The organism is Hyphomicrobium sp. MC1 (assembly GCF_000253295.1).
Taxonomy (GTDB): Bacteria; Pseudomonadota; Alphaproteobacteria; order Rhizobiales; family Hyphomicrobiaceae; genus Hyphomicrobium_B.
The window spans coordinates 3,410,996-3,434,705 of record NC_015717.1 but is presented as its reverse complement, the minus strand read 5'-3'; the positions used below and the strand labels follow the sequence as shown (position 1 = coordinate 3,434,705).

The following is a 23,710-nucleotide window of genomic DNA, read 5'->3' as shown; positions in this document are numbered from 1 at the left end:
GCCACACAACAATCTCATTTCTGTAACGGACCGTTACAGTTCGAAGTGTCCCCGAAATCCAAACCTCCCTTCGCTCTGTTAGATACGGCGCAACCGGTGATCGCGAGAGCTTTGAAAGCTTTTTGGTGATCCGCCGTGAAGCTGAGGAGGTTGTCGTGTCCAGGAATAAACGATCCGTCATCGTAGTGACGGCTGCCGCCGCAATGTCACTCGTCTGTGGCGCCGCCATCTATTCGAGTGCGGCCGCAGAGCCAACCAGCAAAATGCCGCCGCAGCAGCAAATGGCGATGGGGCCCGGTATCCATGGAATGGGCGACAAATTCCCGGGTTGCGGAATGTTCGCGTCCATGCCGCCGCCCCCGCCGCCGCATGGTCCTCGTCCCTTGGCTTCGCTTCTGTCCGAAGCTGAGACCGAGATCGGCATTCGTGTCGAACAACTTGATGCTTGGCGCGACTTTACAGACGCGTTGCTGAATGTCGCCAAGCCGCCTCGTCCCGGTAAGAAAGAGCCGGAACCGGCGGCGGGTGATCAACAAAAGCCCTTCGCGTTCGCTGAGAAAATGGCAGATGACGCGGTCGCGCGCGGTCACGATGCAGAAGCCCTCAAGAAAGCTATCGAAGCTCTTCGGGCAAAACTCACGCCCGAACAGTTGACCAAAGTTAGTGCAATAGAACAGCGCATCATGCCTCCGCCGCACGACGGACCGATGCCGCCGCCGCCTTTCAATCTCGTTCCGCCTCCGGGTTTGGGTGGCGGGAACGGACCTGACGGTCTGCATCCCGACCCGTTGTGAGCGGAGATGCTGGGCGCGGAGCTTCCTATCTCTTCGCGTCCAGCACATTTGAGGAGACGGTGATGACACGCTTTTATGAAATCGGATTGCTGCTCACACTGACGTTTCTGTTCTTTGTTATCGCAGTGACGAGCGCGCCCGTCTGATGGCATTTAGCAAAATGAATATGGAACCAAAAAATATGAATCGGCAGCTTTTGCTGAACGTTCAACCCCGGACGGCATCCGAGCAATTGGCTCTAAGCCTCATACGCGACGGTGCATTGAGGGAAGAGGAGTTTTTGGAGATGTCGGCGCTGTACCCGAGATGGCAGGTCTATTAGTCGTTGCGCTTAAGAAGGCTCGCGCATTCTTGGGGCTGGAATTGAGGTTTTATCAGCTTGATCTTCAGTTTAGGCCATAGATCAGTTGCTGTCGGCGAAGATTTTTGGAACGTGACATGAAACACATGTTTTCCCGACGGCAGGCAGTACGTGGATTGCTGCTCGGCACTGCGGCCGTCAAACTCGTTGAAACGCCAACTGAAGCATATGCCACTGATAATTCACCCGTTGGCCAGCCGGGAGAGTGCACGCTTTTCCCCCAAGCGATCGAAGGACCGTACTACTTCGATCGAAAACTAATTCGCTCCGATATTCGCGAAGGACGGCCGGGGCTAAGCACGATCATGCTGCTCACTGTGATCGATGCGACGACATGCAAACCAATGACCGGCGCTCGTGTCGATGTCTGGCATGCTGATGCGCGCGGCGTCTATTCGGGCTATGCGCATCAGGGCGATGATCGCCGGATATCTACGACGGACGAGATTTATCTGCGCGGCACCCAAATGACAGATGGGGGCGGAAGAGTCCTGTTTCGCACCATCTATCCAGGCTGGTACCCCGGGAGGACGCCGCATATCCACGTAAAAGTTTTCCTCGACGAACTCACGCTTGTCACCGGACAAATCTACTTTCCTGACGATTTGAGTAAGCGAATTTATCGCGAACAGGTGCCGTATAAGCAACGGCCCAATCCCGACACTGACAATAACTCGGACTTCATTTTCAAGGAAGGCAAGCGCGAAGGAGGCGGCATCGTCTTCACCATCGACGAAACGCCGGACACGTTGACGGCATCACTGGTTATCTCGGTCGACCGAACCGGATCCGCAGCGAAGCGTTCGATGGGGTGGGGACCTTATTTGCGCCAACTCATCGGGCTGTAAACCGACATCTCTCTGCGCAAATCCTTGGCGCACCCTTACGGCGCCTTAGGCGCTAGTTCCGAACGTGTCCGAAACACTCGCGCTCGTTACTTGGGTTGGGGCGCAGATATTTTTGCCATGCTGGCGTTCTTCCCCGAACTTGAAAACTTGAGACGGCCATCGATGCCTCGCAGTCCCAACTCCAAAGTCAGTGCCTCGCTGCTCGGCGGTAATACTTGCCTAAACCCCGCTGCGACACACTTAGTTACACTTCGACGCGCGAAGTTCATCCTTCCTCGGTATCAATAAGCTACAAACGCCAGTGTAGACGCATACATGCCGGTTCCTCGGTCGTCTTTCCGGCATGAACTTCTACGCGGGTCTGCCGTTCGCTTCTGTCCCCCACTACCCCGACAGGAGCGGGGCAAGCGGCAGGCCCGCGTTTTAGGGCGAATTGGCTTAGTCCGCCACGGAGATCCTAAGAGGAGCGACCTGTTCCGTCTCGTCCGCCATCGGCTGCTCTGTGGCGACGGTCTTGATGAGGCATCATACAAGCGTACGCTCGGCGGAGGGGCGGCGTCCGCGAGAGCTTGGGATCATGTGACGATCCCGGATTTTATTTCTCAACCAAACATGCGGTCTCGGGCTGATCGGAGAGTCTTGCCAAGGAAATGGAGCCTTTTGGCATTAAGATGACGTGCGTCTGTCACGGCCGATTCCGCGCGGACTTTCTCGATGCCGGTTCCGTTCGCTTTGGCGATATCGAGATTAAGGACTATAAAGCATCGTCGCTCGAAAAGCGGGCCACGCTCGCCAAGCTAGGGAACTATTCGATAGCGCAGCGTAGAGGAGTTGCACATTTATCGAGCGTCTTGATGCGCAGAAAAGCAGATTGCTGGAGCAGGGGGGTCAAAAGTCCTCCTTCAGCACCTGCGAGATGTGGCGCAAAAAATGCACTGAAGTCAGTTCACGATAATGTCGATAAGAACTTCATCTGGGCACCTGATTACCATTCTATTCCGCTGTAGTATTCGTTTTAAGTCCCAATGGTTCTTGGTAGGTGCGAACGGAGGCTTTACCTCATGCCGCGTAACCAACGCTCAAAAAACGAACCTTGGCGCATCGGCATCCTGTTCTCTCAGACGAACTGGACTTCGGAGGTCGAACGGACCCAGCTGTGTGGAACATTGCTCGCGATCGATGAGATCAACGCCGGCGGAGGTGTCAACGGGCGGGAAATCGTTCCCGTTATTTATGAACCGGGCTCTTCGGCAAGTTCTTATGTCGATGTTGCTAAGAAACTGATGATCAAGGACGGCGTGACGTCGATCTTCGGTTGCTATACCTCGGCGAGCCGGAAAGCGATCATGCCGGTGGTAGAGCGTTTTAACGGTCTGCTTTGGTATCCCACCCCATACGAAGGCTTCGAAGCATCGCCTAACGTCATTTATACAGGTGCAGCGCCAAATCAGACGATCGTCAAGTTGTGCTCATATATGCTCCGGACCTATGGCCCGCGCTTTTTTCTCATTGGATCTGACTACGTCTATCCGCGCCAGACCAATCGCTTCCTGCGGGAGTGCCTTCTGTCGCAAGGAGGTATCGTAGCCGCAGAGCAGTATGTCGACATTCATTCGCCCCGTGCTGCTTTCAAGCCGATTGCGCAGGCCGTTAAAGAGTCGGGCGCAGATGTCGTCTTTTCGACTGTCGTCGGACAAGGCACGAGCCATCTTTATCAAGCTTATGCCGAAGCTGGTCTTGATCCCAAATGCGTGCCAATCGCCAGCCTGACGACGACGGAAGCGGAAATCCACGCGATGGGCTGCGACGTGGGCGAAGCGCACATTACGGCGGCTTGCTATTTCGAAAGCATTCAAAGCGACGCAAATAATGCCTTCATTGCAAGATTCAAAAAGCGGTTTGGTGACCATACGACGCCAAACGTATGTGCGGAAACCGCATATTTTCAAATCTATCTTTTCGCCCAGGCGCTGGAGAAGGCGGACACGCTCGATACAGATATCTTGCGGCCTTACGTTTTAGGATCGTCCTTCGAATCCCCGCAGGGCTGTGTGAGTATCAATGAGACTGGGCATGCTGATCTGCAGAGCCGGATAGGGCGGGCCAATCGAAACGGCAGTTTCGACGTCTTGGTAGAAACGCCGAGCATGGTGATGGCCGATCCGTTCTTCCTCCACGGTCCTATCGATTAAGCTAAGTGACCACATCTCAGGCCAATTCGGAAATGACTATGAAAGACATAGAGACGTGCGATGGTCCTGGCGATACAGACGTCCAGGCATTTGGGACGTTGCGCAAACTTCACGAATTGCGCGTAATCGTCGAGACCGAAGTGGAAGATCAACTCGATCTTCTAATGCGCGAACTCAAAAAGCTCAGGATGGATGTGCGACTGGTCAACAGACACGCCGGCACGCTCCCGACTGACGCCGAAATCATATTCTGTGATTATTCGCCGAACCTGGAACGCCGGTTGCCATGGTCGATCGGGGAAGCAACGGCCGCGCTGGTAATTATGTTGCCTCAGACCGAGCCGTTCTCATCGGCGATGCTGGAAGCCGTGACGCCGGATGCCGTCTTAGCTCGACCTTTTACAGCAAATGCGGTCAAAGCTAGCGTGATAATGGGATTGAGCCAGTTCCGCTATGAGCGCCGTCTTCGCAGCAAAGCTGCCAAGCTCGAGGAGAACTTGCGGGCGATGCGTGCGATCGAGCGGGCCAAGACGATTGTCATGAATATGCGGTCGGTGAGCAGCGAAGAGGCGTACCAATATATCCGCTCGCAGGCGATGGCCCGACGGGTTCCGGTAAGCAATATCGCCGAAGCGATTGTGTCATCGTATGGCCTTTTGGGTGGGTTGCCGCGCTAAGGAACGTTTGGCTGGAGCATTTACAATCATCTAAGGGCTACTGGGAAATGGGGGTGAAGGGGCCGCTAGCTGCTTGTCTGGCGGTCGTACTTTATGTTTAAGTGCTCTAGCTTTTTGAAGCACAGACTTTCGACCGACAACACCGTCGGCGACATCTAATTCATCCGACAGCATCGTCGGCCTCGATACACCAAATTCCAGGGTTTCCTTGCCCTGCGTGAGAGCGCGGGGCTAGCGCTTTTGCGCACCTGCGAATCTGAACGATCTCAACGGAGTTGTTCGATGGATCTGCAAGTCTATCGCATAGGGGATGAGCCTTATTATCAGAGCATCGGAGACGAGATCGCGGTGTTCCAAGCGGCGTACGCCAGTCGCCTTCCGGTTATGCTCAAAGGTCCGACGGGCTGCGGCAAGACCCGTTTCGTTGAGCATATGGCGTGGAGGCTTGACCGTCCGCTCGTCACCGTCGCAGCACATGAAGACATGACTGCTGCTGACCTTGCTGGGCGATTTCTTCTCACGCCAGAAGGCACCGTTTGGCATGATGGCCCCCTGACGCTCGCTGTCCGTAATGGAGCTATCTGCTACATTGATGAAATCGTGGAAGCCAGACAGGACACTACGGTCGTTATTCATCCACTAACCGATGCGCGGCGCGTGATGTTTCTGGAGAAGCGCAATGAGATGGTGCCGGCGCACCGCGACTTTCAACTCGTCGTCTCGTACAACCCAGGCTACCAAAGCGCGATCAAGGATTTAAAAGAATCGACAAAGCAACGGTTCATCGCAATTGATTTCGATTATCCATCGCCGGCAGTCGAGACCTCGATCGTCATGCGCGAAGCAGGAACGACGAAGGACATAGCCGCGCAGTTAGTGACAATCGCGGAACGGTCGCGCAACTTGCGAGGCCAAGGACTCGACGAAGGTGCTTCGACGCGAATGCTGATCCACGCTGGTCACTTGATCAAAACCGGAGTTCCTATCGCAACAGCGGTGCATGCGAGCATAGTACTACCGATTTCCGACGATCGTGACGTGCGTTCGGCGCTCAGCGACGCCATCGCCGCCTGCCTGATGTAGGTAGGCTCCGGGATGATGACATCAGCCCACCCCGGGGAGTCGGTTACCGCTCCGTCTCAGGGACGCGCGTCTGCCCGACTTCAACTTCTAATGCGTCGGCGGAGCGATTTGAGTGGTGCCTTCGGTGATGTTTGGGATTTCCTGAGCCTCCGTTGTGGCCAGGATGAACTCGAAGCATGGGCGAAAGCGGTCCTGATCCTTGCTGATGTCAATGTCGGGCCAGGATGTCTAACCGCGTATTGGCATGTGAGCCGGGAGCAGTATCAAAGGCGCGGATTGGAGTTCGGCACGAATGTCGCGGTAATCACTGCAGATATCTGTCGCAATGCAGGTTCACGCGCCGCCGCCGCAACGCTTCTGGCGAGCAGGGTAGCAGACCTTCGACTGGAGGATGCCCGTGCATTTCTCCGATGGTGGCAAGCCATGAGAGAACTCGCGAGCGCAGCGCCGGAGTGCGTCGAATCTCTGGCGTTGCGGACGTCTGATGCACTTGAGGCTCGTGACATCAACGTATTCGAGCATTTCATATCCGTCGGTCTCAAGCGATCCGCTGCAGAGGATCGCGAACGCCGTCGCGTTTTTTTCGCGCTTGAAGACGACATTGCGCGAAGGCTTGTGCGGAAAGAACAAGGCGGTCCGCATTTCGATGAACTCGACCGAACGTTGACGCTTTTTCTCACGGCGCTTTGGGGGCGTCCCCCGAACCTGCGAGCTCTTGTTGGTTCTGAAAATCGTCCGCAACCAAGGCGCGCCAATATCGCTGGCCCAGTGATCCGATTGCCGGAACATTTTCAAGGCATAGACGATGAAGAAGCACGCCATTTGTTCCGCGCGTGCGCAGCACATGCGAGCGCCCATCTCGTGTTCGGCGGTTTGCCATTTCGGATTGGATCGCTCAAGCCATTGCAGATTGCTCTTGTCAATCTCATAGAGGACGCACGTATCGAGACGCTGGCGATGCAGCGTCTTCCGGGCCTGAGGACACTTTGGTCACCTTATCATATAGCGCAAGCCAGCGATCTAAATACGGCCGAAGCGATTATGACGAGGCTTGCGCGCGCGTTGTTCGATCCTTCCTACAAGGACGATCATGGTGTCGTTACGAAAGGTCGGCGTTTGTTCGAAGCCGCTTGGGCGCGCCTCGACGATCCATCGATTAGCCGAGATATCGGTGGCCTTCTCGGTAACGATCTGGGCCAAATGCGTCTCCAGTTCAACGCGAAATCTTTTGTTGTCGAACCGCCCTACCGGGACGATGGTCTTGGATTGTGGGATTTCGACGATGACAGCGGCATTGCAGCCGAGTCGCACGAGATGTTGGTCGAAGCCGCAAGAATGGAACGCACGGAAGACGTCGATGCGCCACTTGACGATCGCTCGCAGGCCGAACGCCAGTCGGCAGGACGCGCGCGGCCTACGTCTCCGGACCAGCCAGGAATGATCATTGCGCGCTACCCTGAATGGGATCGCGCCTCCGGACTTGAACGTCGCGATTGGTCGACAGTGCGTGAAATCCCAGCAGCAACAGGCGATCCGCGCCTCGTCGAGGAGGCGCTGGATGCGGCCACGCCGGTCCGGCTACGCATCCGTCAACTGATGCAGCGCGCAAGTGTCGGTCGCTCCGTGCGGCTTACGCGGCAAGTCGAGGGGCCCGACCTCGATCTCGATGCCGTTATTGACGCGGGCATCGCACTGCGCGGGGGCGAACTCCCGGATGGACGCATCTTTCGCAAATCTCATGTCGCAGCACGTAGCGTTGCGATCGCGCTGTTGATTGATATTTCCGAATCCACGCGAGCGCAGGTAACGACCACCGGCCGTAGTATTCTCGATACGGAACGGGTTGCTGTTGCGGCGCTTGCGGAGGCTCTGGCCGCGCTTGGAGATCCTTTCGCACTTCTTGCATTTGCGTCCAACGGTCACGACGACGTGCGCTTTACTCAGATCAAAGCATTCGCCCAGCCCTACGACAGGCAAGTGGTCTCGCGGCTCGCCGGTTTGAAATCCGGACTTTCCACTCGGCTCGGAACGGCATTGCGCCATTCAGGCGCGGTTCTTGATGGTGTTTCGAGCTATCGTAAATTGATTATCGTTCTTACGGACGGTGAGCCGTCCGACGTGGATACGCATGATCCTCTCGACTTAGTGGAAGATGCGCGTCGCGCGGTCGTTGGACTAAGGGGCCGGGGGATAGACAGCTTCGGCGTTATTGTCGGTTCGCCATCGGGATCAGCGCCAAATATTTTCGGCCGAGGGAATACGATGCCCGTGCTTGGCGTCGAAGATCTGCCAATGAGGCTGTCAGAACTGTATTTTCGTTTGTCTCGGCGTTGATGGCGGAAATCGATTAGCAGCATCGGGCCTGGTTTGGTCGCAAGGCCCGATGCTGATCGGCAGTCGGTCAGCGATGAACGACTTCTTTGTTTGGAAGGCCATCGATCGGGCACTCATCTGTGCCGATCGTCGGCCGGGTGAAGGCCTCGACCATTTCGCGAGTCCCTTCGGGGTCTTCTACCCATTTCTTGTAGAAGTCGTAGGGACAAGCGGCGACGCCGTGCTCCCCGTCTCCCGATTTCAGAACGCCGGTATAGCCTCGGTGGACGAGTTTGAAGAGGTGGTTCTCGGACTGCGTATTGCGTCGCGCGTCGCGAATGAGCGACTTGGAGAGCTGCGCATATTGGATGCCGTATTCTTCCTCTCCGCATTCTCCGAGCGTCCGCCCATCGAAACCGACAATGGCGGAATGACCGAAGTAAGAATAGACGCCGTCAAATCCGGCAGCATTGGCGACGGCAACGTAGCAGTTATTTGCCCACGCCATCGCTTTCGCCATCAAAACTTGCTGGTCTTTGGCGGGGTACATGTAGCCTTGGCAACGTACGATAAGCTCGGCGCCTTTCATTGCGCAGTCGCGCCAGATCTCAGGATAATTGCCGTCGTCGCAAATAATGAGGCTGACTTTCATGCCCTTCGGCCCGTCAGAAACGTACGTGCAATTTCCCGGATACCAGCCTTCGATCGGAACCCACGGCATGATCTTGCGATATTTCTGAACGATCTCGCCTTTGTCGTTCATCAGGATCAGAGTGTTGTACGGCGCTTTCTTCGGATGCTCTTCGTGCTGTTCACCTGTCAGAGAGAAGACGCCCCAGACCTTTGCCTTGCGGCAAGCTTCTGCGAAGATTTCTGTTTCTTCTCCGGGCACGGTAGCTGCAGTTTCGTACATCTCCTTCGGATCGTACATAATTCCGTGTGTCGAATATTCCGGAAAAATGACGAGATCCATGCCCGGAAGTCCCGTTTTCATGCCGACAACCATATCGGCAATTTTTCGAGCGTTCGCCAACACCTCGGCTTTGGTGTGGAGGCGAGGCATCTTGTAATTCACGACGGCGACGCCGACCGTGTCCTTGCTGCTGGAAATGTCACCGTGCAACATCGCTTTATCCTTTTGATGCGCTGAGCGTCGCTCAGCAAACGAGCCAACCAACGGGACGAATCCCGACAGCGACGGCTCCCATCACATCGATCAGGTGATTTTTGAGATGATGATTCAGGGATTGCCGTATCAAGCAAAAGTCAGTGCGCACCGCTCTTTTTCGAGAGCGTACGGATCACTCAGCTTGAACGGACCAGCAGTTCTGGTAGCCCGGATTAGGCGTTGCTGACGATAATGTCCGAACGCCCATATGATGAAGGTAATCATCTTTCCCGCATCTGTTCAAGCATTCGAGACACGCATCAGATTTGCGCAGAATGCTGACGAATGCAGCAGTAGCTGCGTGCCATTCGCTTTTTTGCAACCGACGTCGAATTGACTTTCCAAAATCGCTTGACAGGCCAAAGACGCCTGTGTTGTTATTTCCTCCGAGCGATAAAGCTTCATTACATAGCTGGCACCGGCGCCTCACTGCATTCACCCTTCGGGGGGACTTGCGTGGGGCGTTTTTGTTTTCTGGCCAAAAATCTGGAGAAAAACTGATGTCCACTGCGAGCCTGCAATCGAACCAGACTTCCGAACTGCTCTCCGGCAATGCTCCCATTCCGCTGCGGCAAGTCCTTCCCTGGGCCGTATTTGCAGGATTGTTGTTCGTTCTCGCCATGTACTTCATCGGCGTCGAAGAGGGCGCGACTGCAATCTTCAACAGCATGTACGTTCATGAGTTCGTGCATGACGGCCGCCATCTTCTCGGTTTCCCTTGTCACTGACCTCAGCGGAGATTGTCGGATATGGGATCTTTGCTTCTACGCGGCATGCTCGCAGGTCTTCTTGCCGGGTTCCTCGCTTTTGGTTTCGCCGAGGTTTTCGGCGAGCCACAGGTCGATCATGCTATCGGTTTTGAAGAGCAAATGGCGAAAGCCAGAGGCGAAGCCGAGGAGCCGGAGCTTGTCAGCCGGTCAATACAGGCCGGAGTCGGTCTGCTGACCGGCGTTACCGTCGTGGGCACAGCGATGGGAGGGCTTTTTGCCCTTGCGTTCGCATTCTTTCAGGGGCGGATCATTACTCGCTCGCCGCGAACGACAGCCATCATCATGGCTGCTCTTGGATTTGTAGCTGTCTACCTCGTGCCTGATCTCAAATATCCGGCGAATCCGCCAGCGGTTGGTTCGCCTGAAACCATAGGAGCGCGAACACAACTCTATTTCGGAATGATTGTGTTCTCGCTCGCGGCTTTAGCGATCGCGATAAGCGCAGCCCGGCAATTCGTTCCAAGTTTCGGTACCTGGAACGCGGTGTTGATCGGAGGCAGCGTCTATATCGTGCTCGCGTCGCTCGCAGGCTTCATGCTGCCGTCGATCAACGAAGTCCCTGAAGGTTTTCCCGCCGACCTACTTTGGAAATTTCGCGTCTCTTCTCTCGGCATTCAGGTCATTTTATGGGGCACGATCGCGCTTGTCTTCGGCGCGTCTCTTGAACGAGCAAGAGGACATGGCACATCGACCGGAAAAGAACTTGGCCGCGCTTAACGACGCTTAATGCATCGAGTTTTAGGGGTGATCTATGGAATTGACACTTGAAGAGCGGCTGAAGAAGCGAAAACTCGAAGCGCTGCGTCGCGGTGTGCATCGAGTTGGTGGCGAAGCGGTCGTGCCGTTCAACGTCCATATCATCGGCATAGGTAAAGCCGGCGCGGAGATCGTCGCGGATGTCCTTCGTTCTCTACAGCCTTCCGATAGCCCAATGACCGCGCTCGTTGTCGATATCGGAAATGAAGATCTTGAAGATGTCCGCACGGCTACTGCTGCTCTGCCCGAAGGGCGGGCCGACGTCGACATCATCTCTCTCGATCCGATCAGCGCCGAAGAACTCAGCAATACGTTCCAGGATTACGAGAAACTGCTGAAGCTCGAATATCCGATGTATCCGTGGACGTTTGACGGCAAGGGATGGCTGCCTGAAAGCGGCGATGTGCAGACCGCTGAAGGTAATTTTCGGCGCTCCTACGCCAAAGCACTCTATGGTCGCGCGTATTATGATGGCGAACGCCCACTCGCAGCAGCTATCCGCCGTTTCGGAGAGCATGTGAACAACGAGTCCGCTCAGTCGATTGTCTGTATCGCATTCGGAATGGGTGGTGGGACAGGCAGCGGCATCGTAGTCGATATCGCTCGTCACCTGACAAACGTCGTGCTTGGCCGGCAGGCGCTTGTTGTTGGCCTCGGCATCCTTCCCTGTGATGGAGATCTTTCGCAGCATCGCGGCGGTGGCCTGTTTGCAGCGCTCAACGAATTCGACTGTCTCGGCGACGAAACAAAAAATAAAGCGCTTGTCGCGTCTTGCGGCGAACTGTTCCGCAATCCTTTTACCGCCGGTCTCTTGCTCGTGCCGCAACAGCACGTCTGGAACGCGACGCATGATCTCGCGGAAACCCATCGTAGGGTCGATGCGGAGGTTACCTCTCTGTTGACCGAGCGCGGCGGCGCCAATCTCCTGGAAACGCTCCGGATGCTGAACTGGGTGGCTGCGCCTTCGACGCAGCATTCAGCCGCGCGGACGCCGTGGGGCGCGAAGTGGATTCACATGTTCGGATTCAGCGATCTGGAAGGAGCCGCGGCTCCGATCGGAAGCGGGTTGCGCTCATCTCTCGGCATTCGCGATACCTACAAGCCGGAGTTTATCGAAGTGCGCGTGCCTTCGGAGCAGCAAAATAGCGTGGCTACAGCAGTAGCCGGGATAGAAGCCGCCTTCTCACCAGACGTGCCTCCACAAGTGACCGGCCACGGTCGGTTGACGTCGGCTCAGTTCGTTCTTCCTTCCATTCAGAAGACTGACCTGTCGCTGTTCCGAACGACGCTTGATGCCTATAGCCAGGAAGATCGTGATGAGAAAATTCTCGATCACTCGCTGCTTCTCGATCAGGGCATTCTGCTCAGTGAGCCGTCTAACCGCATCGAAGGTATGGCAGGTGCGAGTCTCGGCGAAGGCGGTAGCTGGATCGCAGTTCCCATGAGCGCCCTGATTTCAGAATAGCACGGTCGCATACGCCAGCTCATTGCTTGCACAAGGTCTGCTTGGATGTCGCTCAGTTGGGAAGTCGTGAAGAAAATATCTGGACGGCTCAGGCTGCTTGCACCGGATCGGCCTGCTCAAACGAGGTTGAAACACATGCCGCTCAACTGGGATGAAGTCAAAAAGAAGTACGGTGCCGGAGCGAAAGTTCCAACCATCGTAGGCGACAAGTTCGTCACGATATCGAAAGTCACGGATCAGGCGATTCATATTTGGACGCCAATCTGGACTGCCGAACTCGCCCGCGCCGATCTCGAAAAGGGCGTCGCCTTGATCGAAGACGGCACGATATCGCGCGATCCCGGCCTCTTCGTAGAGGACTACATGCTCTACGTCACGCGCAATCGCGCAACATCGACTGCACACATTTTGAGAGACCTTGGTTTCTTGGATGCAACGGAGACTTTTACGATCCGATGCTGAGACGATCGTCGAAGGCCGGAACACTATCGAGCACGTGGAACATCAATAGACCGCATGGAGGTAGCTTTGTCTGCATCACTTTATCATAGCTCAACGGGGACACAGGCGCCCCATTGTATGCACGTCGTCGGTATCGGCCGTACGGGTGCCGCCTACGTCGAGGCGCTGTTGCGCACTGGCGAAATCGAAGACCAGCTGACCGATCCACGCGCCACTTTTTCGGCGCTGGTCGTCGATATCGGCGAGCAGGACATGGGTATCGCCGAGGACTATGCCAAGGCATTCGTGAAGCGTCTTGAATCTCGCGGTATTCCAACGGATCGCTTCCTGTTTCAGGCCGTGCCGCTGCCTGTGCCATCCAAAGACGAATTCTTCGAGGGCATGAATCGCACCCGCGAATTCTTAAAACTCGAATATCCTCGGTATTATTGGAATCCGAACTTCGAGTCTTATGTGCCGAAGACATACGAAATGCCGAAAGCCGGCGGCCACTTCCCGCGCGCCGTGGCCAAAGGCATCTATGCGAACGCCTACTACGCAGACGAGCGGCCGCTTGAGAAAGCACTTCGCAAATTCGCAGATCAAGTCGACAAGTCAGGCTTGCCGTCGATGATTACGCTCTGCTTCAGTCTGGCGGGAGGAACCGGCAGCGGCATGGTTGTCGATCTCGCGCGGCATCTGTCGAATGTGAAACTCGGCCGTCGCATTCCGGTAATCGGCGTCGGGCAGCTCCCGCATTCGGGCGATCCCGAAATCTATTATAACGCTCCTCAGCTCTACACCACTCTCAACGAGATTGATTGCATGCTCGATGAGGACAAAAACAACGGTGTGATCGCGGTCTGGGGCGACCTCTATCGCAATCCATTCACCGGCGGCTTCTTCATCGTCAATCCCGAGCAGAGCTGGCAACGGCTGACGGCGTATACGACGACGGGTGAAGCTGCAATCCGGCAGGGCTTTAAGGAGATGGTCACGAACCGCTTTGTCGCGGATTCGTTTATGCGGTTTGTCGTTTCCGACAACGGCCGCAACCTCTTCCGCGCCATGCGGCCGGCCGGCCTTACCGGTGCACCTCACGAAACCGTCAGTGCCAAAGCACGCAGCTGGACCATGTTCGACGTTGCCAAGCTCACGCATCCTGGCGTGCAGGTTTTGCCTGGCGAAGCGCCATCGAAGTGGGAAGGAGTCGTCGAACAGTGGACTGACTTCGTTCCCAAGTATGACGGCTTGAAGGATGAGTTCCGTACGGATTATGCGGAGGTGCTGATCTATGGCTCTCGCAATATGCCGATCGCGAAGATGGAAACGGACTTCAAGAAGCTCATCGCTGACGAATATTTGCTCGATTCAGAATCGTCGATGCAGATTTCGACCAACGAATTCTTCGATGCGCTGACAGCATACGCCGACATTATTCTTGCTGGTGTGGCGAAGACTGATTTGGATGCCTTCTGGGCAAGCCAGAAGACCTACGAGGGTTTGACGTGGGAGGAAAAGCTCAATGAGCACGCTTGGCTGATCGACATCGGTCCCATGCTCTCCGAGCCTGCGATCCGTTTTGAAGGCATGGCCGGAGAATGCATCTGGGGCTGCGCATGTTGGGTCGTCGTACCCTACGACGAACTTCGCGGCGATAAGCTGCCGCCGCCCAACCGCAAGGTGATCCTCGAGCAGGGTATCGCGGCAATGACTCGGACGGTCGTGCCGACGCCGGGCGGTGCTCCGGTAAAGCGGCTCGCGTCGGATGGAACTCCAGCCAAGCAACTCGGCGCGCCCGCCGAGGCTTAAGGTGAAACCGGGTGAGGACAAGTCTTCCAATTGCCCTCACCCGGCGCAGTTCGTCGATGCGAGGGCCATGGGCGATTGCGTGAGCGCGTACCGCGGGGATCAAGTATCCTACGCGGGGCGCGTTTGCTGATGTTACAGGCTGGCAGTAATGGTCGCGGCTCTCGACATATCTTGCACGACTTTAGAGAGGTGATTGCATGTCCATCGACTCATCGCTTTCAAAAGCGAGCGATCGCATTCCTGCCACGGTGATCACCGGCTTTCTCGGCTCCGGCAAGACGACGCTGATCAACAATATCCTGCATAAGGAGCACGGCAAGACCATCGCCGTCATCGTCAATGAATTTGGCGAGATCAGCATCGATGGTCAGCTCGTCGTTCAAGATGAACAGGCAGAGCTCGTGGAATTCAATAACGGCTGCCTCTGTTGCACTGTGCGCGGAGATCTCATTGATACCCTGCAGCGCCTCCGGCAACGCGCTGAACTTCAGGGAATTTTGATCGAGACAACGGGCCTAGCAGATCCGGCACCGGTGGCATCGACCTTTTTTGTCGCCGACGAAGTGAAACGAAGCATCCGTCTTGACGCCTTCGTGACGGTAGTCGACGCAGTCAATATCGAAATAAATCTGCAGCAAAGCAACGAGGCCATCGAGCAGGTTGCATTTAGCGATATTGTTCTGGTCAATAAAGTCGATTTGGTTTCACCGGAGCAATTGAAGGCCGTGGAAGCGCGGGTTCGAGCTCTAAACCCGCTCGCAAAAATCCATTATACGACGAACTCAGAGATCGACATCGATCAGGTGATCGGGGTTGGCGCGTTCGACTTGGTGCAGAAGCTCGACGTAGATCCGCAATTTCTCGATGATCACGAGCATGAGCACGATGCATCCGTAGGCTCATTTATTTTGCAGGAGAGCCGCCCGATCGATCTCAATAAATTCTCGCTTTGGCTGAACGATATGGCGCAAACCCGTGGGGAGGATCTCTACCGCACCAAAGGTATTTTCAATGCGCGTGGTTTTCGAGAGCGGATTGTATTCCAGAGCGTCCGAATGCTCACAACGATGCGTCCAGACCGGTTATGGCTCGATGATGAGTCGCGGATGTCGCAGTTCGTCGTCATCGGGAAAAATCTCAACCGCGCCGAGTTCGCGGCAGGTTTTGCGCGCTGCGTCGCCGGATAAGGATGGAAGTTGTGAGCGGCAACGGCGGTAAATCGGCAACAGCTCAATCTTCCGCGGCGAACGATAGCGAACCGGTTTATCGCATTCACGTATTCTGTTGCGTGAATGAGCGTCCACCGACGCACCGGCGCGGCTCCTGTGGCGGTAAAGGCAGTCGTCAGCTTTGCGATTATATGTGTCGGCTTGGTATGGCCACGGGCGTTAGGCGCATTCGCATCAACCACGCGGGCTGCATGAACGTTTGCGAACATGGACCGGTGCTGGTCATCTATCCTGAAGGCGTTTGGTATCGATTCGAGACGCAAGAGGATGTGGAAGAAATTCTGCGCTCGCACATTGTCGCTGGACGTAAGGTGGAGCGTCTTGCGCTTTCTATCGATCCCACCACATTGCATGGCTGAAGTCGGGCCGGCAATATTCGCCCGTTGAGCAAACGCGCCTCGAAGCTCGTCCAAAAAAATGTGACACTATTCGTGTGGTGATCTCACGTGGTAGTGTCCACGGCCATGAAGCCCAAAGATCAACTACCGGATAGCAAGGTCGCCACGTTAGGCGCCGACGCCCCTATGACGCCGCGTGATCGGTTGATCTCGGCCGCGAGCGAATTATTCGGGCGTTATGGCATCAATGCTATTGGCGTTGATGCAATTGTAGAAAAGGCTGGAACCGCCAAAACGACGCTCTATAAAGCGTTCGGATCCAAAGAAAAACTGGTCGAGACGGTTCTTGAGATTGACGGCGAGCGGTGGCGCAAATGGTTCTTTGATAGCGTTGAAGGTCGCGGAGGGACGGCAAGAGAATGCGTTGATCGTATATTTCCGACTCTGGCGATTTGGTTTTCGGATGAAAAGTTTTACGGCTGTCCGTTCGTCAATGCTGTCGGCGAAAACGATAAGTTTGACGGCCGTCTGCGTGTGCTCGCACAACATCATAAAGCAAAAATTGAATCATGGCTGCGTAATCTCTTCAGACAAACAGATTACGCGGCACCTGAGTCGCTGAGCCGTCAAACGATGCTGTTGATGGACGGCGCAATCTCTATGGCCCTGATCGCTCGTGACGATCAGCCGGCGCAGGTCGCTCAGCGAACGTTGGAGATTATTCTTAAATCTTCCGAAATCCGAGATTTGGCAAAGGCACCTGTACGGCGCGAAAGTGCCAAACAGAGAGAGCGAAGCTAGCAATGGTATTGCTCGCCTAATTGCCCTCCAGGCATGCCCAAAAAATATTCAAATATTGGAATGTGTCGCGCAGAAGATACGCGCACTTAAAGGCGCGCTCAAAATTGGGCTTTGCCGTTGAGAATCATTTCCCAAAAGAAGAAACATACCGTTCTGTAGCGTACAGAACGTTCTGTTTCCATGGGGCGTTCTTCACATCGCGATCGCACTCGTTGGAGAACGGAAATGGATCGACTGAAAATAGCGGCGTGCTGTGTGCTGAGCTTCGCCGGACTTCAGATTTTTGACAGTTCGGCTCACGCGGCCGATCTCGGAGGTAATTGCTGTGCGGACCTTGAGGAGCGCATTGCAGAGTTGGAAGCAACAACCGCACGAAAGGGAAATCGCAAAGTATCGCTGACGGTGTCTGGGTGGGTCGGGCAGCAGGTCATGTGGTGGGACGACGGAGCCGAATCGAATGTCTATGTCCACGACCTTGGGTCATCGATTGGCAGTCACGTGAAGTTTAGCGGCCAGGCAACGATCCTTCCTGGTTTGACGGCGGGCTATGTCCTTCACCTCGAAGCAATCAGCTCCGACAGCCTTACGACCAACCAGGATCGTGCCGATGGTCCCAACGCCTTAACTGGCACAGCCAACGGCGTTTCAACCTTGCAATCGTTTTGGTTTGTCAAAAGCGATCAGCTCGGTAAGGTTTCGGTCGGCAAACAATCGGATCCGGCCAACCACGCTGCGGTTCTAGTAGATGGCTCGGGTTCGCTAGTCCCGGCTAACTGGATCGCATTTGATTTCAACAGCTTCGGCATTCGCGCAAAAAATCGCTCGTTTGTCGGCTCTGGTGGCTTTGTGCCTGATGCATCGTCCTCTGCCCTGGTCTGGGGAGGCCGATACTGTCAAAGTGCTGGCGGTGCCTTGGGGGATTGCGACGGATTTCCGCGAAACACTGTCCGATATGATTCTCCGGACTTCGGGGGGTTTTCGGTCTCTGCCGCGTGGGGCGAGGATGACATCTGGTCAATAGCGACTAGGTATGTCGGCCAATGGAAAGACTTCAAGGTGGCGGCGGTCGCGGCCTATTTCGAGAGCACCGACGAAAATCTGAATCTCGGCGTCAGTGCAACTCAGCAATATTTTCAGGCCGGCGCGTACGTCGAACATATTCCAACGGGTTTGTTCGCTTACGGCGCATATGGACATGACGGCTACGACGCCGACAACATGGGACAGTCAGAAACCTACTATTTGAAGGGCGGTATCCGTCAACGCTGGCTTCCCCTTGGCCACACCGTCCTTTACGGCGAATATTTGCACGCCCACGGCACCGACGAGTTCTCGCAATCAGCTCAGATTGGCAACGGCTTTGATGCGACCGAAGACGCAACTCAGTTGTGGGGCCTTGGCGCGGTCCAGGAAATCGATGCGGCCGCAATGTCAATTTGGGTAAAGTATCGTCACTTGAACTACGACGATAACAACAAAGTCGGCGTTGCCTACGATGACTTCGATTATGTCGGAATGGGCGCACTGATAAACTTCTGAGCGGCGGAGAGATCGTCTCGTCGCGACATTCTTCTATTTCGTTTGAAGAAAATTAGAGCGTAAGCCCTGCGATCGCTTTGACCGACAAATAGAGCAGAATGGTCCCGCTTATCTCGTCTGGCGGGACCTCTTAGGGAAGCCGTTTTGCCTCCGGCACCGGCTTCCCTCTTTATTGTGCGCATGACGCCGGCTGCGAACGCCTCGCGCGCGACGTCCAACTCGGTCGCGGCGATGGGGACGATAGGGAGGCCCAATCCGAAGCTGCGTTCCAGCGGCATGTCGGATTAATGCCAGCACAGTACGGGCTGAGAGCGGGGAGTAGTTCGAGGTGATCGATAAGTGGTGAGTTTGAGCCAACCTATCGCTAGTGCGATGCCTGCCGTGCAGACATGGTGCGCGACGGCCGCTAAATGCAAATGCTGTCGCAATAGCATCTGCTGCCGTCCCATAAGCAGACATGGACTAAAATGTCCTTGTGCGTACCATCTTCTCTCCATTTTCTTTTGTGTCGGTATCCCTTCGCTGGCGATCCCTCACCTCTTCGAGATCTCGTTCGAGAAAGAAGTTCAACATCGTACGAATGAGCGCAACAGCGGCCAGACGAGCCACGGCTTGCCAATCCGTTGTGATGGATGTTTCGATTATGTCGGCGGCTAGCTGAAACGTGAGTCCGGCAACGAGCCATCGCGCATAGCGCAACCACACATCGCGACGTTCGTGTCCCGTCCGGGATCCCAACAACACAACACTACCGTTCACGAACGCCTCAATCGTTCCGAGGACGATGATCAGTAGCGCTACCGCATCGATGAGCAGAACCGCTGTTTTTCCGGCTTCAATAAACCAGGCCTCCACGACACACTCCTAGTATTTGCGAGCAGGAAAATGCTTCCTCGTTGCTCAAAGCTAGTGCCGCTTGGCGATGTTGCCGCCCCAAACCGCAAGTTTCCGGTAAGCCCGAGTTACGCGAAATATCACTGACAGCACGAGGTGATGCGAAAGCGCAAAGGCTATACCGTTGATGTAGAGAAATCGTCCGTCCGGCGAGAAGTGCATTTGCTCCTCCTCAATCACATTGCATGCTTCCAGACACTTTGGCTTCTCCGGCGAAGCCGTCCACAAGCTGCGACATGCGCGGATTTTGCGACGAAATCCCGTCTAGGGAAATCATAAAATATACAGCGATTTCAATGACTTAGTCGCTGGCTGTGCTGGCAGTCTGCCGCGAACCAGTCTCTGAAGGGAAATCCCTGCAAACAGTGAATTTAACAGGGAAGTCGCGAAATTTGCGCCGCGTAGATGCCTCGTGTCCCCACAGCTCGCTTGTTTTCCCGCGCTTTTTCCGCTGCACAAATAGCGAAATCCCTAAGCGACCGAACAGGGAATTTCAGGGATTTTGAGAAGCGGGCGGACAATAGCCTCCGAGAAGCTAGTTCTTAGGCACCGGGATGTTTGATTGTATCGATCGACGTGCCTCAAAAAGTGGGTGGGTCGCAAACGAACCACCCCCATTTTTTGCTCTTGAACGGCGACTTCACTTGCCCGACTTTGCGTCTTGGACGCTTCACCCTTGAGGTGGCGGTTGTCCAAGCGAGCCAGTCAAGCCAAGGATGGGCAGTACGTCGGCTGCGCTTCAACCAGGTCCTCGAGCCAAGCTCGGACCTGATGAGCGCTGCGTGATGTCGGGCCCTCGATTGGCGACTTCCATTCTAGTGGTGAACGTATCTGTTCACAGCCTGGAGTGCGAAGTCGATGGCAAATGCTCGATCAACCAAGACCCCGGTTCGGCCCGCGGCCGGTCTCAAATCAGCTCTACAGGAGAAGTCGCGGAACCGGCGGCAGTCGCAAAAGACACTGGCCTCCTGCGAAGGTTCGGCCGCTCGTCAGCGCAACGATCTCGTACCGAACCTGGATGTCGAATATTTACCTACCGGCGCCCTGCACTCAGCGGACCGACGAGTACGCCGATCGGCTGCCCCACAATCTGCCAAGGTCCAACTGAGCCTGAAGCGGTTCGGGATCTGTGTTCCGATCTTGATCGATAGTGACGGTCGCATCGTGCACGGGCACGTCGTCTGGGAGGCAGCCCGCAGCCTCGACCTCGAAACCGTACCGGTCATCCGGATTGAACATCTTAACGACAGCGAGCGCCGTGCGCTCTCGATCGCTCTCAATCGGCTTGCCGAAACGGGTGACTGGGATATCGAGGCTCTCAAGGTTGAGTTCGAGGAGCTGATAGAACTTGATGAAGACATCCTCGCAACCGGCTTCGAGCTTGCTGAGGTTGATACCCTTCTGCTCGAAAAGGATGGCGACAGTCCCGAAGACGAGGTCCTCCCGCCGCTTCCCCCAGTCGAGCGTTTCTCGACCGGGAGATATCTGGGTATTGGGAGACCATCGACTGATTCAAGGCGACGCACGTGACCGCGAAGCCTATCAGCGGCTCATAGGAGCTGACGAGGGTGCCCAGCTCGCCTTGACCGACGTCCCGTTCAACGTTCCGATCCAAGGCCACTGTACGGGCCAGGCACATCATCGAGAGTTTCAGGTCGCGCACGGTGAACTGAGCCGTGAAGAGTTCGATGTCTTCAACAGGGATTGGATGCAACTCGCATCATCGGTCCTTGTCGACGGGGGCCTTCTCGCGACGTTCATCGATTGGCGCAGCGTCGAACTCATCCTCTCCGCCGGGCGCGAGCTCGATTTGGGTCTCTTGAACATCATCGTCTGGTCAAAATCTAACGCCGGGCAAGGCAGCCTCTGGCGATCGGCGCACGAGATGCTTCCGGTCTTCAAGAAGGGTAGCGCATCGCACAAAAATAACGTCGAGCTCGGGCGCTGGGGACGCTATCGCAGCAATGTCTGGACGTATCCGGGTGCATCCAGCGTGGGCTCGGATGCGCGCGAAGGCCTGGCTGTACATCCGACCGTTAAGCCGCGTGCGATGCTCGAGGACGCCCTTCTCGATATCACGGACCGCGGCGACGTCGTCCTCGACTGCTTCCTCGGATCGGGCTCGATGCTGCTTGCGGCAGAGGCGACCGGTCGCATCTGCCGCGCAATCGAGATCGACGGCCGGTACTGTGATGTCGCGATCCACAGATGGCAGCAGATGACGGGATACGAGGCGATCCTTGAAGAAACTGGCGAGACGCATGCTGCGGCCGCGCGACGGCGCAGTACAGCGTCCCCGCACGAGGGAGAGCACCAATGTCTGAGAAGCCAATCAAGGTGTCATCGAAGGATGCTGTTGGTTACGGTCGTCCTCCGAAACAGCATCAGTTTAAGCCTGGTCAATCAGGCAACCCGAAGGGTCGACCGAAGGGCGCGCCGACCCTCCAGGAGATCATGGCAAAAGAGGCCACCAAGCACATCAAGATAAAGCAAGGTGAGAACATCGTCACCGTTTCTAAGTTGGAGGCGCTTGCGCGACGTGTCTTTAGCAAAGCACTCGAGGGCGATCTTGCAGCGGCCCGCGTGATTTTCCAGCTGGCTGCCGAACCGGAGGCGGCGGCGAATGCAGGTTCCGGAGAGCCCTTCGCGTTGCCGAGCGACGATACCATCAAGCGTATGCTGAAACGGTTTGATCACCTGAATTCGACAGGCGGAAGCAAATAAGATGAGCGCGTTAGCTGTTCCGAAGCAGACAGGCGACGACATCGAGCCGTTCGATGCTTTGATCGCAATGGCACGCGCCGACTTCATGTGTTTCGTGGAGCTGACGTTCAGAGTTCTGCACCCGGGCAGCGACCTTGTCTATGCAGACTATCTACAAGTCTTGGCCGATCTGTTGATGCAGGTGGAAGAGGGAAAGTATCGACGCGTCAACATCAACCTACCACCACGACACATGAAGTCGATGATGGTGTCCGTCTTCTACGTCGCGTGGCGCCTAGGACGCAACCCGGCATCCAAGTTCATCGCGATCTCGTATGGCGACGATCTTGCACACGATCTTTCGGTGATGACCCGTACACTGATGCTGTCGCCAATCTACGGACAGATTTTTCCTGAAACGGTTCTCGACAAAAAATCCGAAGATCACATTCGTACGACCCAAAAAGGTGGCCGCTATGCGACAGCGGTCGGAAGCGACATCACGGGCTTCGGTGCCGACCTCATCATCGTCGACGATCCGATACAGGCCGATGACGCCGGTTCGGAGCACGTTAAAGCTCGCGTTCGCGATTGGATGTCGAACTCGGTTTCGACGCGTTTCAACGATCAGTCAAAGGGTGCACTTATTCTTGTCATGCACCGGCTGGCTCCGGACGACCTTTCGGCAACGCTCGAACCGAATGCCGATTTCGTTCTGAAGCTGCCGATGATTGCTGAAAAAGAAGAGAAGTACGAGTGTCACGGCAAGCTGACGATGCACCGCCGGCCCGACGATGTGCTCAATCCGGCGCGCATGACAGCAGAGGACGCGGCGAAGCTCAAAGCCAGTCTTCCGCGTCACGTCTGGGACGGTCAGTATCAGCAGCGACCGACGGTTGGCGGATCTGGCATGCTCTCGGTCGAACGTTTCCAGCGGTTCGATTTATCGAAGCCGCCGAAGTTCGAACTGAGCATTCATTCCTGGGATGTCGGCGCGACCGTAAGCGGAAATGCGAGCGTCTGTACGAAGTGGGGGCTGGCCGCCAATACAGACAACAGAGACGCGCTTCATTTGACACAAGTTATCTCGGTGAAGCTTGAACTGCCGGAGGTACTTGCAACGATCAAGGCTGAGATCGAGCGGGACCGGCCAGCTCTAGTGGTTGTCGACGAGCGGGGCGTTGGTCTAGGCGTAGCGCAGCATCTGAGGCGGACCGGCTATCGCAACATATCGTCGTCCACGGCAACGTCCTCCCCGATCATGCCGGGAGCAGCACCAAAATGTCGACCATCCGACACCAAGATAGAACGTTTCGGACGAGCGATCCTCAGAATTGATGCCGGCGAAGTACTGATACCGATGTCGGCATCATTTCTAGAAAAGTTTCTCTACGAGGTGAGCGCGTTTCCAAATATTTCCGATGACGACCAGGTCGATAGTATGACTCAGGTCGTTGCAAACTTTGAAAATGCAATCAGAGAAGCTCGGCGACTTCTACGGAATGGTCTGACGTGATGGTGACCTC

Annotated in this window: 21 protein-coding genes and 2 pseudogenes; 20 read left to right on the top strand and 3 right to left on the bottom strand. The window is 55.7% G+C overall.

The features are described from left to right. Positions 1–155: 155 nt before the first annotated feature. The 7 genes and pseudogenes from HYPMC_RS16540 to HYPMC_RS16510 all read left to right on the top strand — a co-directional run bounded on the left by HYPMC_RS16540 (position 156) and on the right by HYPMC_RS16510 (position 8,289). Positions 156–794: a Spy/CpxP family protein refolding chaperone gene (locus HYPMC_RS16540; protein WP_013947426.1), complete on the top strand. Its 639-nt coding sequence runs from the start codon at positions 156–158 to the stop codon at positions 792–794. Between the two features lie 438 nt (positions 795–1,232). After that, positions 1,233–2,003: an intradiol ring-cleavage dioxygenase gene (locus HYPMC_RS16535; RefSeq protein ID WP_013949183.1), complete on the top strand. Its 771-nt coding sequence runs from the start codon at positions 1,233–1,235 to the stop codon at positions 2,001–2,003. A gap of 590 nt (positions 2,004–2,593) precedes the next feature. Next, positions 2,594–2,723: pseudogene (locus HYPMC_RS24780) on the top strand (short-chain dehydrogenase/reductase); the annotation flags it as partial. Between the two features lie 341 nt (positions 2,724–3,064). Continuing rightward, a complete protein-coding gene (locus tag HYPMC_RS16525; protein ID WP_013949180.1) occupies positions 3,065–4,195 on the top strand; it encodes a transporter substrate-binding domain-containing protein in 1,131 nt (376 codons plus the stop codon). 140 nt (positions 4,196–4,335) lie between these two features. After that, positions 4,336–4,872, top strand: a complete 537-nt coding sequence (locus HYPMC_RS16520) for an ANTAR domain-containing response regulator (protein ID WP_244420912.1) — start codon at positions 4,336–4,338, stop codon at positions 4,870–4,872. Between the two features lie 282 nt (positions 4,873–5,154). Then, the gene (locus HYPMC_RS16515; RefSeq protein WP_013949178.1) at positions 5,155–5,955 is read left to right on the top strand and encodes a CbbQ/NirQ/NorQ/GpvN family protein; all 801 of its coding nucleotides are present in this window, start codon (positions 5,155–5,157) and stop codon (positions 5,953–5,955) included. Positions 5,956–6,378: 423 nt separating this feature from the next. After that, entirely contained in the window at positions 6,379–8,289 is a 1,911-nt protein-coding gene (locus HYPMC_RS16510) for a nitric oxide reductase activation protein NorD (RefSeq protein WP_244420911.1), read from the top strand. Between the two features lie 67 nt (positions 8,290–8,356). Here HYPMC_RS16510 and HYPMC_RS16505 read toward each other — a convergent pair whose 3' ends face one another. Continuing rightward, positions 8,357–9,394, bottom strand: coding sequence for an aliphatic amidase (locus HYPMC_RS16505; RefSeq protein WP_013949176.1), 1,038 nt, complete (start codon positions 9,392–9,394; stop codon positions 8,357–8,359). Positions 9,395–9,936: 542 nt separating this feature from the next. Here HYPMC_RS16505 and HYPMC_RS16500 point away from each other — a divergent pair. The 9 genes from HYPMC_RS16500 to HYPMC_RS16460 all read left to right on the top strand — a co-directional run bounded on the left by HYPMC_RS16500 (position 9,937) and on the right by HYPMC_RS16460 (position 18,587). After that, positions 9,937–10,164 carry a CbtB-domain containing protein gene (locus HYPMC_RS16500; RefSeq protein ID WP_013949175.1) on the top strand — a complete coding sequence of 76 codons (228 nt, stop codon included), beginning with the start codon at positions 9,937–9,939 and terminating at the stop codon, positions 10,162–10,164. A 21-nt stretch (positions 10,165–10,185) separates the two neighbouring features. Next, complete coding sequence (locus HYPMC_RS16495) at positions 10,186–10,923, top strand: CbtA family protein (protein WP_013949174.1); 738 nt, start codon at positions 10,186–10,188, stop codon at positions 10,921–10,923. A 34-nt stretch (positions 10,924–10,957) separates the two neighbouring features. Further along, positions 10,958–12,427 (top strand): tubulin-like doman-containing protein, encoded by a 1,470-nt coding sequence (locus tag HYPMC_RS16490; protein ID WP_013949173.1) that lies wholly within the window; start codon positions 10,958–10,960, stop codon positions 12,425–12,427. Between the two features lie 45 nt (positions 12,428–12,472). After that, on the top strand, positions 12,473–12,889 hold the full coding sequence (locus HYPMC_RS16485; protein ID WP_244420910.1) for a hypothetical protein: 417 nt from the start codon (positions 12,473–12,475) through the stop codon (positions 12,887–12,889). A 66-nt stretch (positions 12,890–12,955) separates the two neighbouring features. Continuing rightward, a complete protein-coding gene (locus HYPMC_RS16480; RefSeq protein WP_024276293.1) occupies positions 12,956–14,680 on the top strand; it encodes a tubulin-like doman-containing protein in 1,725 nt (574 codons plus the stop codon). Positions 14,681–14,877: 197 nt separating this feature from the next. Continuing rightward, positions 14,878–15,867 carry a GTP-binding protein gene (locus HYPMC_RS16475; RefSeq protein ID WP_013949170.1) on the top strand — a complete coding sequence of 330 codons (990 nt, stop codon included), beginning with the start codon at positions 14,878–14,880 and terminating at the stop codon, positions 15,865–15,867. 2 nt (positions 15,868–15,869) lie between these two features. Then, positions 15,870–16,268, top strand: a complete 399-nt coding sequence (locus tag HYPMC_RS16470; protein WP_013949169.1) for a ferredoxin — start codon at positions 15,870–15,872, stop codon at positions 16,266–16,268. 105 nt (positions 16,269–16,373) lie between these two features. Continuing rightward, positions 16,374–17,048 (top strand): TetR/AcrR family transcriptional regulator, encoded by a 675-nt coding sequence (locus HYPMC_RS16465; RefSeq protein ID WP_050976818.1) that lies wholly within the window; start codon positions 16,374–16,376, stop codon positions 17,046–17,048. Between the two features lie 225 nt (positions 17,049–17,273). After that, positions 17,274–18,587, top strand: coding sequence for a porin (locus tag HYPMC_RS16460; protein ID WP_013949167.1), 1,314 nt, complete (start codon positions 17,274–17,276; stop codon positions 18,585–18,587). A 462-nt stretch (positions 18,588–19,049) separates the two neighbouring features. Here the strand turns inward: HYPMC_RS16460 and HYPMC_RS16455 are convergent, their stop codons facing one another. Further along, the gene (locus HYPMC_RS16455) at positions 19,050–19,442 is read right to left on the bottom strand and encodes a DUF1622 domain-containing protein (protein WP_013949165.1); all 393 of its coding nucleotides are present in this window, start codon (positions 19,440–19,442) and stop codon (positions 19,050–19,052) included. A gap of 51 nt (positions 19,443–19,493) precedes the next feature. Then, positions 19,494–19,643, bottom strand: a complete 150-nt coding sequence (locus HYPMC_RS16450) for a hypothetical protein (protein ID WP_155831271.1) — start codon at positions 19,641–19,643, stop codon at positions 19,494–19,496. A gap of 696 nt (positions 19,644–20,339) precedes the next feature. On the opposite strand from HYPMC_RS16450, the gene HYPMC_RS24510 reads away from it, so the two are divergent. From HYPMC_RS24510 to HYPMC_RS16435, 4 genes and pseudogenes are all read left to right on the top strand, one after another. Further along, positions 20,340–21,011, top strand: a complete 672-nt coding sequence (locus tag HYPMC_RS24510) for a ParB N-terminal domain-containing protein (RefSeq protein ID WP_013949164.1) — start codon at positions 20,340–20,342, stop codon at positions 21,009–21,011. Beyond that, positions 20,896–21,621 (top strand): annotated as a pseudogene (locus HYPMC_RS24775) (site-specific DNA-methyltransferase); the annotation flags it as partial. The gene HYPMC_RS24510 and the pseudogene HYPMC_RS24775, both read left to right, overlap by 116 nt. Before the next feature lie 176 nt (positions 21,622–21,797). Then, positions 21,798–22,205, top strand: coding sequence for a DUF5681 domain-containing protein (locus HYPMC_RS23815; protein ID WP_013949162.1), 408 nt, complete (start codon positions 21,798–21,800; stop codon positions 22,203–22,205). A 1-nt stretch (position 22,206) separates the two neighbouring features. After that, entirely contained in the window at positions 22,207–23,700 is a 1,494-nt protein-coding gene (locus tag HYPMC_RS16435) for a hypothetical protein (RefSeq protein ID WP_013949161.1), read from the top strand. Positions 23,701–23,710 lie beyond the last annotated feature (10 nt).